Source organism: Spongiibacter taiwanensis (genome assembly GCF_023702635.1).
Taxonomy (GTDB): Bacteria; Pseudomonadota; Gammaproteobacteria; order Pseudomonadales; family Spongiibacteraceae; genus Spongiibacter; species Spongiibacter taiwanensis.
Window position 1 is genome coordinate 2,407,329 of record NZ_CP098455.1, and the last position, 12,927, is coordinate 2,420,255.

The following is a 12,927-nucleotide window of genomic DNA, read 5'->3' on the forward strand; positions in this document are numbered from 1 at the left end:
TAGACGCCTATCTCAACGATAAATGGGTGACTCTGTTTCTGTAGGGTCTAACCCTTTTCCCCGGCAAGCAAAATTGAAAAATTACTAGTAAGGAAATTTTGATGAAAAAGTTTTTGATTTTTACGCTGTTCGCCTCTGTTTTGACTTTGCCGGGTGTGGCGATTGCTCAGTCTAATTCTTTAGGCGCCTGCATGGTTGATAGCCTGAATGGAAAGCAGAGAAAGCTGTTAGCAAAATGGATTTTTCTTTCGATGGCGTCGCATCCGGATTTGAAGCCCTATTCCAAAATTACAGATCAGGAAGTGATGGAAAGTGACCAGTATATTGGTGGGTTAATCACCAGCCTGTTGGTAGGGCAATGCCCGGAAGAGCTAAAGGAATCGAGTCAGGATGATCCACTGGCGGTTGAAAATGCCTTTGGGCTAGTGGGTCAGGTTGCTATGCGAGAGCTGATGGCAAACCAGGATGTTATGAGGGCTATGGTGCAATATAGCGATTACACTGATCATGCGGCGATTGAGCGCGTGCTCACTACCGACTAGATTTGACAAGTAAGCACAAGCTCCCAAGGCTCATACAATGACATCACCCTTCGAACCGCTGTCCTTCAAATCTGGCCACGCCATGGCCAACCGCTTTATGCTGGCGCCGCTGACTAACCTGCAGAGCCATGCCGATGGCACCCTGTCGGATGACGAATACCATTGGCTCACGATGCGGGCCCAGGGTGGTTTTGGTACCACCATGACCTGCGCGTCGCATGTGTCGCCGGAGGGCATGGGCTTTCCCGGTCAGCTGGGTTGCTTTGATGATCTGCATATTGAGGGCTTAAGCCGCCTGGCGGTGGGCATCAAACAGGCGGGTAGTCTGGCGTTGGTACAGCTGCATCATGCGGGTATGCGCGCCCATGCTTCGATTGACGGTAGCCCGCTTTGTCCCTCTGATCATGCCCAGTTTAAAGCCCGGGCGATGACCCTCGCCGAAGTGCATACACTGCGGGATAACTTTATTGCCGCCGCTGAGCGGGTTCAGCGCGCCGGCTTTGACGGTATAGAGCTGCACGGTGCCCACGGCTATGTGCTTGCCCAGTTTCTGAGCCCGGTGATTAACCGTCGTGAAGATGAATACGGCGGCTCGCTGGAAAACCGCTGCCGTCTGCTGCTGGAGGTTATCAGTGGTATCCGCGAACGTTGCGGGCCTGATTTTGTATTGGGCATTCGCCTGTCGCCGGAGCGCTTTGATATCGATATCGCGGAGATGCGGGTGTTGTTTCGGCAGCTGTGTGAGGACGGCAAGCTGGACTTTATCGATATGAGTTTGTGGGATGCGTTTAAAGAGCCCGAGGACACTCGTTTTAAAGGGCGCCCGCTGATCGACTGGTTTGCCGAGCTGCCCCGGGGAGAAGTGCGCCTGGGGGTGGCTGGCAAAATCTATTCGGCGGAAGACGTGCGGCGCTGCCTTGCGGCAGGCGCCGATTTTGTGATGCCGGGGCGGGCTGCGGTTTTACATTTCGACTTTCCGCGCCAGATCAAGCGCGACCCTGATTTTCGTATGGCCAGTTTGCCGGTGACGGCCGCCTATCTGAAAGAGCAGGGTTTGGGCCCTGCCTTTGTCGACTATATGGCCACCTGGAAGGGGTTTGTTGAGGGGTAATTAAGCTCAAAACTGCGCATCGACTATCAAGCAGCCCATGGGCCACCCAGGAGAGCGCGGCCCATCACTGTGATGCGCTGTACTCCATACCCGCTTCTTCCTGCCGGGCACGTTCAGCCCGCAATATGCGCGCCCGCCGCTTGCGCACCCAAATAATAATGCCGGTGATGCTGAGCATGGCTACCACCACACCCATAACTGAAATCAGTATCCGCCCCGGCAGGCCGAGTATGCGGCCGGAGTGGAGGGGAAACTGGGCCTGCACAAACAGGTCGGCGGCGGTGCCCTCCCAAGGGCGCCAGTCGCCCAGGTTTTCGCCGGTTTTTGAATCGATGTAAATGGCCTTGTGGCCAACACCGCCGGCGCCGTGGCCTTCTTCGGGAGTAAAAAACTCCAGCCGATAAATGCCAAATTCGATGGCGTGCCACAGGCTGCCCACAGGCTCGGTCCAGCCTTTCTGCGCTGCTTCCTGCTCGCCCAGTTCAATGGCGCGCTCAAAACCAAAGTTGGCCTGGATCGGATTGTGGTGGCCGGAAGGCGTGCGGCTGTCGATGGGGGTTGGGGTCACGTCAGACACCAGGCTCATGACAGGAAAGAAGACTTCACGGTACAGGTTTAGCGAAAAGCCGGTAAACGCGATGGTGAACAGCAGGACCCAGGTCCACAAACCAAAGGCCCGGTGCAGGTCAAAATTCAGTTTGTAGGAGCCGGCATTGCGGCGAATCTTCCAGGCAGGCGCCCAGCGTTGCCACCAGGATTTGCCCTTGCCTGCGGTGTCGCTTTCGCTGCGCTGTTTGCGCCTGTTTGGCAGGGTTAGATAAAAGCCGATAAAGCAATCTATCGTCCAGATCAGAGCAACAACACCCAGCAGCAATACACCCCAGTGAATATCGTTGAACTCGGGAATGTGCAGGCTGAAGTGGAGCATGTACAGAAAGGACACAAAGTTTTCCCGGCTGACGGGCCACACCGCACCCCATTCACGCATGCCCAAAATTTCGCCGGAGACCGGATCGACGTAAATCTGATTGAAGCCGGGCTTGTACAACTCGCCGGTGTCGGGGTTTACCCGTGGCTCCACCCAGTAATAGTAGCTGTGGCCGGGTTCGGTGGCGGTTTCATAGTAGGTGACCTGCACCTGGGGAAATTGCGTTTCAACCTGGTGGGCCAGCGCGGTGGCGCTTTGGGGTGTGCCAGGTGTTGCGGCGTCGAGCAGGTGACCGTTCAGCCATTCATCCAGCTCGTGATCCCAGGAGATGATCGCACCGGTTAAGCCGGTGACGATCAGAAACAGGGCGATACCTAAGCCAAGGTAGCGATGGGCGAGGGTGAAGAAGCTGCGCATGGTGCTGATTCCAGGTCGTATGGGGTGTGACTAAACGCAAAATGTCGGCGCTGCCTGAAGACAGCGCCGACCCGAGGTAAAGCGATCCCTGCGTTAGAGTTGCCAGGTCACCGACAGCTCGACATTGCGGGGGGCGCCGTAATAGCCCTGATCCCAGTAGAGGCTGTTGAGATATTTCTCGTCGGTGACGTTGTCGATATTAATCGCAGCGGTGATCTTGTCGGTCAGCTGGTAGCTGACCAGCAGGTCCAGCACGGCGTAGCCATCCTGCTCGGCGCTATCGGTGGGAGTGGTCGTGTGCTCTTGCCATTTCACCACGCCGCCGATTTTCAGCTTGGGCATACCGGGAATGCGGTAAGCCGCCGACGCTTTGATCATGTGCTCGGGAATGTAGGGTACGTCACCGCCGGTGGCATCTTCTACATTGACGTAGGTATAGCCGGCCGCCAGGTTCAGGCCTTCGCTGAACTGGCCAGAGAGTTCGACTTCGTAGCCTTCGCTCTCTTGGTGGCGCGGATCATAAGTGGCGGTGCCGTTGGGGTGGTCACCCACATACACGCCGTAGTTTTCAATTTCCGACTGAAAGGCGGCCAGGGTCAGGATCGCGCTTTCATTATTGAAGGACATTTTCACACCGACCTCGGTGCTCTCGCCTTCAATGGGGCCGAGGGGGCGCAGCTGAGGGTCGACAAACACCTGCGGTGAAAACACTTCGGAGTAGCTGCCGTAGGCCATCAGCTTGTCGGTGAGCTGATAGGTCAGGCCATAGAAGGGCACCGATTTGTCTGCTTGCTGACGGGCGTCGGCGCCGTAGTTCTGACCGGTTTGCTCATAGTCGGCCCGGCGGGTGCCCAGCAGGGCGGAGAGCTGGTCGGTGACGCTGATGCGGGTGGCGGCGTAAAAGGCGCGGTGCTCCTGCTCCACATCGCTGCCGCCGTTGTCGTCGACAAAGTCGGGGCGGGGGGTGTTGCCCTCGGCCCAATCGGCGCCCAGGGTGGGGTAGCCGGTGGCGAAGTTGACGAAGCCAGCGCCGGTGATCTCCACGTCGGCGCGGTTGTAGCCCAGCACCACTTCATGATCGCGTCCGGCGGCTTCGACAAAACCGGAGATCGAGATATCCAGCATGTCGCGCTTTACCCCATTCAGGTAGCGGCCGGTGTAGGCGCTCAGACCGGTTTCGTCCCGGTTGGGTGAGCCGGCCACGTAGAACAGCTCGGATTCGATGTCGGTATCGGTGTAGGAGTACACCGCCTTGGCGGTCCAGCGATCGGTGATTCTGTGCTGCAGCTCGACGAAGGATTGGTTTTCTTCGGTGTTGCGAAAGGCCCAGTCGGTGGCGCTGCTGGTGGACACGTCGTAGTTGGTTTGTTTGCCGTCGGCGTAGTTCAGTGGCAGGGCGCCCCAGAGAATGCCGTCGGCTTCGTTGTTGTCGTAACTGTGGCCCACCGTGAGCAGGGTGGCCTCGCTCAGGTCAAATTCCAGTACGCCGTAGAACAGGTTGGTACTCTCTTCCAGACGATCCAGATAAGACTCGCCATCTTCCGTGGCAACCACTACCCGGCCGCGAACCCCTTCGGCAAGGGCGCCGGAGGCATCGCCGTCCAGCCGGTAACCATTCCATTCATTGACGGACGCCCGGGCGCTGGCCTGCAGGGCCTCGTTGGGGCGCTTGCGCACAAAGTTAATGGTGGCGGAGGGGTTAGCCAGGCCGGTAACCAGGCCGGCGGCGCCTTTGACCACTTCGACTTTGTCGTAGATGGCGGTGTCTGACTGACCCTGAACCAGACCAAAGGCGAAGGGGGTGCCTACACCATCGTATTGGAAGTTAACGATGTCGAATCCCCGGGCGGTGTAGTACGTGCGATGGGTTTCCACCTCTTCCACGGTCACGCCGGGAGTGTAATCGAGAACGTCGTTGGCCTTGGTCAGCAGAAAGTCATCCATCTGGGCCCGGGAGACCGCAGTCACGGTTTGCGGGGTTTCAAAGATGGTCAGATCGAGCTTGGTGGCGGTATTGGTTTCGCCCTGCTCGCCGTAGACGTTCACGTATTCCAGCGCCGTTTGATCTGCGCTGCGAGTTGATTTCTGGTTGGCATCCTGAGCCAGAGTGGTATTGCCCAGGCCAAGGGAAATCAGCGTAATGGCCACGCTGAGGGGCGATGGAAAACGGGTTGCCATGATGAGTCTCGCCATTGGGTTGTAAAGAGATTGCAGGGGTAAACGCAAAGGATGTTGTTAGGAGCGGATTATAGGTAGTTAAAATCTAAATGCAAATCGTTATCATTAAATAATTGCTTTCGAGGTATCCATTGGAGTCGGTTTTTGACCGGTAGCTGGTGGCCAGACGCCAGGTCGACAATCTGAATGCCCGGCTTCTTAGGTTGCTCCCTGATCCGTAGCAGCACGGTGGAGGGGGGCTGTGGGCATTGGCGCGGGGTTTGGTGGTGCTTTCGTTCGTGGGCTCTTCCGCTACGCGTCAGAGAAGGCGGTTTGGGTGGAGCCGAGGGTGTTTGGCTGGCGGCTGCAGGCCGAGCCGGCATTCGGCATGCCCGGCTTCTGGCGTCGTTTCCTGATCCTTAGCCGCGCGGAGGAGAAGGGTCCACCGGGATTGGCAGCAGGTTTGTCGGTGGTGCTTTCGTTTGTGGGCTCTTCCGCTGCGCGTCAGAGATGATGGTTTTGGGGAGTGGGGAGTGGGCATTGGGGCCGATGCACGCTGCGGCGGTATTCGGTGAGCCATACCGCTCCGGTCGTTCCCTGATCCGTAGCAGCGCGGAGGAGAAGGGTCCACCGGCGTTGGCACTGGGTTTGGAGTTGGCGTTTTCGTTTATGGGCTCTTCCGTTGCGGGAGTGTGGGGATGTGCAGGGATATGGCGATGAGCTCTTCCGGTGGGTGGCTTTTCCGGCGTTCGGCCATTCACCCAATAAGGCACACAAAAAAAGCCGGCCCGAGGGCCGGCATATTACAGGGTGGGTAAGTGATTACTTCTGGCTGATCACTATGGACTCCGGTGCCACTGCGGCAACCGAGGCGCTGGGCGCCACGTTGCCAGTCAGGCTGGCGTCGGTGAGGAAGTTGCGCCACACCTGAATCGCCCCGCCGCCGTTGGCTTTCTCGGCAACGTAGAGGTCGGCACCGTCAAAGGCGATATCGACCGGGTTGCCGAGGCCGGTGGCGGGGCCGAATACCAACTTGCCTACTTCCACATTACCGCCTGCTGAGCTGGCGTTCTCAATGGTGAACAGGGCGCCGTCGGTGCTGAATGCGCCGCCTGCACCTACCCCCACATCAGCGACGATTAGCGTGTCGGAGCGCTGGTCGTAACGGATGCCATGAAGGTTGGAGGCCAGTGCGCCAGTTGCCGTGGCCAGACCTGCACCACCCGATTGTGGGGTGATGGTGGTGCTCGGACCGTCGGCGCCCAGGTTGAGGGAGAAACCTTCATAGACATCGATGGTGCCATTGGTTTGGGCAACGAACAGGGTATCGATGCTGGGGGCGTAGTCGCTATCCCAGGGGGTGCCGGTGCCGGGTAGGCTGGCAACGGGGGCCACATCGCCACTGTCGCAGGTGCTGAAAATTTCGATACCGCTGGTGCCGGTGTCCGACACCAGGAGCAAGCCCAGGTCGTCAGCAATCTCCAACCCCTTTGGCGTGATCAGGCCAGTGCTGGCGCCCTGAATAATCCGGTCCCGGCCCAGATCAAAGATCTCGCCGCTGCGGTCAGCGATGGCGCCGATGACTGCAATCCCGGGGTTGGCGGCGTCAAAGGCGATATAGGCATCGCCGTTCTGGTCGAGGACGATGTTTTCCAGGTCGGTTAATCCGCTGGCGCCAAGAGCATCAAACAGGGAGGCCGGGCTGGTCACGTTGCGGCTGATGCTGAAAGTCAGGCCGTCGGTGCCGGCACTGGGGTTGCTGGTAAACAGCAGCGAGTAGGGCACGCTGGTATCGGCCAGATCGGTGGCACCGGGTTTGCCCGGCCCAGCGGGTATGACGGCGATAGATTCGGGCTTGGTGGTGGCAAATACCACGTCGGGCGCGATGTCGCCGCCGGCGCTTTCAAAGATATTGCGGTAGATCAGAATGGCGTCGTTAGACTTTTCGGCAATGCGGACATCGCCGCCGTCCAGGAGCAGGTCCACCGGGTTACCCAGCAGGGTACTGGCACCGCTGATGGTGACGCTGGGGGTGACGGCGCCGGTCGCGCTGCTGGCGTTTTCAAAGACGTACAGGCTGCCATCGGTGGCATCGGCAGCGGAGCCCACATCACTGACCACTATGCGGTCGCCGGCCGCGTCGTAATCAATGCCATGGAAGTTGGTGGTAGCGCCGGCGGTGGCGGAGGTGAAGACCCGAGGCGTGGCGGCGCCGGGCAGGGTTTCCAGGAAGTCATCGTAGACGGCAACTGAGCCATCAACCTGGGCAACAAACAGGCGGTCGGCTTTGGCGTCGTAGGTGGTATCCCAGGCATTGGTACCGAGGGCGATTGTGGCCAGTGGGGCCTGGTCACCGGCGGCGCTGGCCCCGAATACCAGCAGGTTGTTGGCGGACACATTGGCGACCACGATCAGGCCGGCTTCATCAATGCGGGTGATCCCCTTGGGCGATGCCAGACCGGTATTGCCGCCGCTCAGGGTGAAGCTGGCGTCGCCAGTGCTGCGCAGCGGCGCGTTGCAGCTGGTGATCAGGCTGGCGGGCGCGCTGGCGTCTTGCGCCTGGACCAGGCGATTGGCGTGGTCGACTACAACGCCTTCATTGCCGCCCGTGCTGTAGCTATTGAGCAGGGCGAGGGATTCGTCCCGCACCCGGACATTGGTATCACCGCCACCATTGCTGGCCACGTAAATTGTTGCGGCGGGAAAGGCCGGTTGGCCGTCGGTGCCTGAGGGGCCGCGATCGCCGGCATCACCCTGGGGGCCTTGGGCGCCGGGACTGCCGTCGGCGCCGGCTGGGCCTTGCGGGCCGCGGTCGCCATCATCACCATCGCTGCATGCAGAGAGGGCGAGTCCGGTGGTAAGCAGGGCGGCGGCGAAGAAGGTGCGATTGAAGGAGGGGCGAGAGAGTGGGGCTGGCTGGCTAACTTCCATATCTTGCTTCATGAATTCACCTGTCGGTAAGAGTGTGGGTGTAGCGGTGGGTGAAGCTTTTCTGACTCATGCGCCTATTTTTGTGATGTAGGCTAGTTGCCTACGTTGAGGGGCGGTTTTCGGTTTCGCGAAAGGTGAATTCAGTTAGCATGGACATTTTTTGGAGGGCGCGCGGGTATGCTGTGGCCGGAAGGGATTGACCAGTTTTCGTTACCGGCGTTGCCGCACCTGTCCCGGGACAGCAGCCTTGTTCTGCTGCCTTGGGGACCGGCCTATGCGGCTTATTATGGCCTGGACCTGGAAAAGGACTTTCCGGGTTTGCGCCATTATCTGGGGCAGTTTGACAGCGGTGGCCAGGCCATTGCGACTCAGGTGTTCAGTTTGCCCGACGCGCACAGCACAGCGTTTATCTACCACGGCTTTTACGATCATGTGGGCTTGTACAACAACGCCATTGAGTATTGCCTGCGTCATGGCTGCTCGGTGGTGGCGGCCGACTTGCCCGGTCACGGTCTGTCATCGGGGGAACGAGCGGCCATTGATGACTTTCTGACCTACCGACAGGTGTTGCGCGACACTTTTGACGCCATTGCCCCCTTTGATTTGCCTGCCCGGCGGGTGGCCCTGGCCCAGAGTACGGGCTGCGCGATTGTGATGTCCCATCTGCTTGATGGTGGCGCGGCCGATTTTGACCGGTCTGTGCTGATGGCGCCCCTAGTGCGGCCGATGGATTGGTGGTGGGGCAAGCCCGCCCACAGTGTGCTCAAGTATTTCATCCACAGCCTGCCACGGAAGTTTGCCGACAACTCCGACGATCAGGCCTTTCTGGAATTCCTGCGGGAGCGAGATCCGCTGCAGCCCCGGCGTTTGCCCCTAAGTTGGGTTGGCGCTCTAAAGAAATGGCTGCCCTGGTATCACCGCCTCGACCCGGTCGATAGCCGAGTGCTGGTGCTGCAGGGTGACGCCGATGAAACTGTTGATTGGCGCTACAACCTGCCGGTAATTGCCAGCAAATTCCCAGCTCGCGAGCTGGTGATGGTGCCCGGTGCTCGTCACCACCTGGTGAAGGAAGGGGAGCGGTTTCGTGCCCAGCTGTGGACGGCCTGTGATGGGTTTTTGTTTGCTGAGACGGATGTCTGACGTCGGACGTCCGACGCGGCGCCTCTGGAGGATTGCAGGCATCCGTCATTCCGGACGCGCCTCTTGCGATCCGGAATCCAGCGGGGTTTGAGTATGGAAGCAACTGGGCCCTGGCTCGGGGGGCGGGGCGACAGAGGTGGGATTTCGTCTTGAGGGCGACAAGGCCGTTGGGTTGTCGTCATTCCGGACGCGCTGTTTGCGATCCGGAATCCAGGGGGTTTGGGCATGGGAGCAACTGGGCCCCGGCTCGGGGGCCGGGGCGACGGAGTTAGGAGTTCGTCTTGGGGGCGACGCTGAATAGAGATTGGCGTTGAAATAAAAAAAGTGCGCTAAATGCTTGACATGCGCCGGTGCCAAATCATGCTCGTCTAGCGTCTAGCGTCTAGCGTCTAGCGTCTAGCGTCTAGCGTCTAGCGTCTAGCGTCTAGCGTCTAGCGTCTAGCGTCTAGCGTCTAGCGTCTAGCGTCTAGCGTCTAGCGTCTAGCGTCTAGCGTCTAGCGTCTAGCGTCTAGCGTCTAGCGTCTAGCGTCTAGCGTCTAGCGTCTAGCGTCTAGCGTCCAGCGTTCTGCTACCCCACCGACGGCGGCGTCGTATTGGCCACCCACTCCCACCACTGGTGTTCACCCTCGGGTTTGTCTTTGTCCTGACAGCGGTGCACGTTCCAGGTCACCAGATAATCCGGGTTGCTGATGCTGCTGCCATCGCTGGTGCGGTAGTCGCCCTTGGGAGCGATAAACCAGGGGGCAACGGAGCTGGGCAGAGTGAATTCGTCGTCGTTGGCCTGGCGCAGGGTGATGCCATCTTTCACGGTCACCCGCACCACGGTGCCCGCCAGCATGCGTTGCTGGAGGGGCGCGCCGTCAACGTCGAAGTAGCTGAGGCCGACTACGGCGGACGAATCCATCAGGGCGGCCAGCTCGGGGCTGAGAATGTTGGCCATAGCGGCTTAGAACAGAATCCGACAGCGGATGGTGTCTGGAATCTGGGACAGCTTTTGCAGGGCCAGATCACTGGAGGCCTGATCAATGTCCATTACCACATAACCTACGGTGTCGTTGGTCTGCAGATACTGGCCGGAGATGTTGATCTGGTTCTCGGAGAAGATCTGGTTAATGGCGCTCAAAATGCCCGGCACATTGCGGTGAACGTGCAGCAAACGGTGTTTGCCGGGGTGGGCTGGCAGGGCAACCTCGGGGAAGTTCACCGACGAGGTGGTGGTGCCGTTGTCGGAGTATTTCACCAGCTTGTCGGCCACTTCCAGGCCGATGTTTTGCTGGGCCTCGATGGTGGAGCCGCCCACGTGAGGCGTCAGGAAGACGTTGTCGAACTCGCGCAGTGGCGAAATAAATTCGTCGTTGTTGCTGCGCGGCTCTTCCGGGAATACATCAATGGCGGCGCCGGCCAGTTTGTTGTCGCGCAGTGCATCGACCAGGGCGGGAATATCCACCACGGTGCCCCGGGCGGCGTTGATCAGAATGGCGCCGGCTTTCATTTGCGCCAGTTCGGCTGCGCCAATCATGTTCTGGGTGGAGGCAATTTCCGGCACATGCAGGGTGACCACATCCGAGGTGGCCAGCAGTTCTCCCAGGCTTACCTGAACCGCATTACCCAGCGGCAGTTTGTTGACCACATCGGTGAAGCACACTTCCATACCCAGACTCTCGGCCATCACCGACAGCTGCATGCCGATAGAGCCGTAGCCGATAATGCCCAGGCGCTTGCCGCGAATTTCATAGGAGCCCACGGCCGATTTCATCCACACGCCACGGTGGGCGGCGGCATTTTTCTCGGCCAAGCCGCGCAGCAGCAAAATGGCTTCGGCGATGACCAGCTCGGCCACGGAACGGGTATTGGAGAAGGGGGCATTGAACACGGCCACGCCGTGCTCAGTCGCCGCTTTCAGGTCAACCTGATTGGTGCCGATGCAAAAACAGCCGACGGCGATCAGTTTTTTTGCCTCGGCAAACACCTCTGCGGTGAGTTGGGTCCGCGAGCGAATGCCGACAAAGTGGGCATCGGCGATCTTCGCCTTAAGCTCGTCGTCGGGCAGCGCTTTCTGGTAATAATCGATATTGGTGTAGCCGGCGGCATGTAAGGCATCAACGGCGGACTGGTGCAGCCCTTCAAGCAGCAGGAACTTGATTTTTGCCTTGTCGAGGGAGGTTTTTGCCATGGGAGAGATCGCTCACGGTGAGGTACAGTGAAAGCCGCCTATGATATCATAGAACCCTTTCCCAAGTGCTATCCCGTGAGGCTTACCCACTATGTCGGCCAGTTCTTCCTATTCCCCCGCAGACGCCATTATCGCGGCGCTTCAGGACATTGTCGGCAGCGATAAAGTGCGCGTTGATGAGGAGGTGCTGAGCACTCACGGACGCGACTGGACCAAGGCCTATTCGCCTGCGCCCACGGCGGTGGTTTTCCCTCGCACTCTCGAGGAAGTCCAGGCCATCGTCAAACAGGCCAATGCCCTGCAATTTGCCATTGTGCCTTCGGGTGGGCGCACCGGCTTGAGTGGCGGCGCGGTGGCGATGAATGGCGAAGTGGTGGTGTCCTTCGATTACATGAACCACATCAGCAACTTCAATCCCATTGACCGCACCGTGGTGTGTCAGGCGGGGGTGGTCACCGAACAGCTGCAAGAGTTTGCCACCGAACAGGGGCTGTTTTACCCGGTGGATTTTGCCTCGGCAGGTTCGTCGCAGATTGGTGGCAACATCGCCACCAACGCCGGGGGGATCAAGGTAATTCGCTATGGGATGACCCGGGACTGGGTAGCCGGCCTGAAAGTGGTAACCGGCGCTGGCGAGGTGCTCGATCTGAATCGTGGCCTGTTGAAGAACAATGCCGGTTACGATCTGCGTCAGTTGTTCGTCGGTGCTGAGGGCACTCTCGGCTTGATCGTTGAAGCGACCATGCAGCTGACCCGGCCGCCCAAAGACCTGACCGCCTTTGTGCTGGGGGTGAACGATTTTAGCGGCATCATGAATCTGTTTAACCGCTTTCAGGCGGAGATGGATTTGACCGCCTTTGAGTTTTTCTCTGAGCAGGCCCTGCAAAAGGTGATTGCGCACTCGGGTCTGGCGCGGCCCTTCCCGGATGCCTGCCCCTATTATGCGCTGCTCGAATTCGAACGCCTCAACGATGCCACCGAAGCCCAGGCCATGGCGCTGTTTGGAGATTGCGTTGAGGAGGGGTGGGTGCTCGACGGGGTGATGAGTCAGAGCCTGGAACAGCTCGGTAACCTCTGGCGCCTGCGGGAGGATATTTCTGAAACCATCTCAAAATGGACGCCTTATAAGAACGATATCTCCACCGTCATCTCCAAGGTGCCGGACTTTCTGGTCGCGGTGGAAGAGCTGGTCAGTGCGGCCTACCCAAACTTTGAAATTATCTGGTTTGGTCACATCGGCGACGGCAATCTGCACCTGAATATTCTCAAGCCCGACGAGATGGACAAGGACGAGTTTTTTGAAAAATGCGCCAAGGTTAGCACCGGTGTCTTCGAGATTGTGCAGCGCTACGGTGGCTCGGTGTCGGCGGAACACGGTGTTGGTCTGTTGAAGAAGAACTACCTGGAGTACTCGCGCAGCCCCGTGGAAGTGGCATTGATGAAACAGGTCAAGCAGGTGTTTGACCCCAATGGGGTAATGAACCCCGGCAAAATTTTTGATTAGGCGAAATGGGCTCGAATGAAGCCG

Annotated in this window: 9 protein-coding genes; 4 read left to right on the forward strand and 5 right to left on the reverse strand. The window is 59.0% G+C overall.

The features are described 5' to 3' along the window. The first annotated feature begins 101 nt into the window (after positions 1 to 101). Positions 102 to 542, forward strand: coding sequence for a hypothetical protein (locus tag NCG89_RS11140; protein WP_251086612.1), 441 nt, complete (start codon positions 102 to 104; stop codon positions 540 to 542). A 37-nt stretch (positions 543 to 579) separates the two neighbouring features. Further along, the gene (locus NCG89_RS11145) at positions 580 to 1,653 is read left to right on the forward strand and encodes an NADH:flavin oxidoreductase (RefSeq protein WP_251086613.1); all 1,074 of its coding nucleotides are present in this window, start codon (positions 580 to 582) and stop codon (positions 1,651 to 1,653) included. Positions 1,654 to 1,717: 64 nt separating this feature from the next. Here the strand turns inward: NCG89_RS11145 and NCG89_RS11150 are convergent, their stop codons facing one another. The 3 genes from NCG89_RS11150 to NCG89_RS11160 all read right to left on the reverse strand — a co-directional run bounded on the left by NCG89_RS11150 (position 1,718) and on the right by NCG89_RS11160 (position 8,098). Next, on the reverse strand, positions 1,718 to 2,998 hold the full coding sequence (locus NCG89_RS11150) for a PepSY-associated TM helix domain-containing protein (protein WP_251086614.1): 1,281 nt from the start codon (positions 2,996 to 2,998) through the stop codon (positions 1,718 to 1,720). Positions 2,999 to 3,091: 93 nt separating this feature from the next. After that, the gene (locus tag NCG89_RS11155) at positions 3,092 to 5,176 is read right to left on the reverse strand and encodes a TonB-dependent siderophore receptor (protein WP_251086615.1); all 2,085 of its coding nucleotides are present in this window, start codon (positions 5,174 to 5,176) and stop codon (positions 3,092 to 3,094) included. An 801-nt stretch (positions 5,177 to 5,977) separates the two neighbouring features. Beyond that, a complete protein-coding gene (locus NCG89_RS11160) occupies positions 5,978 to 8,098 on the reverse strand; it encodes a collagen-like triple helix repeat-containing protein (protein ID WP_251086616.1) in 2,121 nt (706 codons plus the stop codon). Positions 8,099 to 8,263: 165 nt separating this feature from the next. Here NCG89_RS11160 and NCG89_RS11165 point away from each other — a divergent pair, with 165 nt between their 5' ends. Next, entirely contained in the window at positions 8,264 to 9,226 is a 963-nt protein-coding gene (locus NCG89_RS11165; RefSeq protein ID WP_251086617.1) for an alpha/beta hydrolase, read from the forward strand. Positions 9,227 to 9,794: 568 nt separating this feature from the next. On the opposite strand, the gene NCG89_RS11170 is transcribed toward NCG89_RS11165, so the two are convergent. Further along, complete coding sequence (locus tag NCG89_RS11170; RefSeq protein ID WP_251086618.1) at positions 9,795 to 10,166, reverse strand: hypothetical protein; 372 nt, start codon at positions 10,164 to 10,166, stop codon at positions 9,795 to 9,797. A gap of 6 nt (positions 10,167 to 10,172) precedes the next feature. Next, entirely contained in the window at positions 10,173 to 11,399 is a 1,227-nt protein-coding gene (gene serA / locus NCG89_RS11175) for a phosphoglycerate dehydrogenase (protein ID WP_251086619.1), read from the reverse strand. A 91-nt stretch (positions 11,400 to 11,490) separates the two neighbouring features. Here serA and NCG89_RS11180 point away from each other — a divergent pair, with 91 nt between their 5' ends. Next, positions 11,491 to 12,903: an FAD-binding oxidoreductase gene (locus NCG89_RS11180; RefSeq protein ID WP_251086620.1), complete on the forward strand. Its 1,413-nt coding sequence runs from the start codon at positions 11,491 to 11,493 to the stop codon at positions 12,901 to 12,903. The last annotated feature ends 24 nt before the right edge of the window (positions 12,904 to 12,927 follow it).

Bases quoted from the DNA above. Each gene is read 5' to 3' on its own strand.
- NCG89_RS11160 (WP_251086616.1), bottom strand. From the start codon at position 8,098: ATGAAGCAAGATATGGAAGTTAGCCAGCCAGCCCCACTCTCTCGCCCC.
- NCG89_RS11180 (WP_251086620.1), top strand. From the start codon at position 11,491: ATGTCGGCCAGTTCTTCCTATTCCCCCGCAGACGCCATTATCGCGGCG.
- NCG89_RS11165 (WP_251086617.1), top strand. From the start codon at position 8,264: ATGCTGTGGCCGGAAGGGATTGACCAGTTTTCGTTACCGGCGTTGCCG.
- NCG89_RS11140 (WP_251086612.1), top strand. From the start codon at position 102: ATGAAAAAGTTTTTGATTTTTACGCTGTTCGCCTCTGTTTTGACTTTG.
- NCG89_RS11155 (WP_251086615.1), bottom strand. From the start codon at position 5,176: ATGGCAACCCGTTTTCCATCGCCCCTCAGCGTGGCCATTACGCTGATT.
- NCG89_RS11145 (WP_251086613.1), top strand. From the start codon at position 580: ATGACATCACCCTTCGAACCGCTGTCCTTCAAATCTGGCCACGCCATG.
- NCG89_RS11150 (WP_251086614.1), bottom strand. From the start codon at position 2,998: ATGCGCAGCTTCTTCACCCTCGCCCATCGCTACCTTGGCTTAGGTATC.
- NCG89_RS11170 (WP_251086618.1), bottom strand. From the start codon at position 10,166: ATGGCCAACATTCTCAGCCCCGAGCTGGCCGCCCTGATGGATTCGTCC.
- serA (WP_251086619.1), bottom strand. From the start codon at position 11,399: ATGGCAAAAACCTCCCTCGACAAGGCAAAAATCAAGTTCCTGCTGCTT.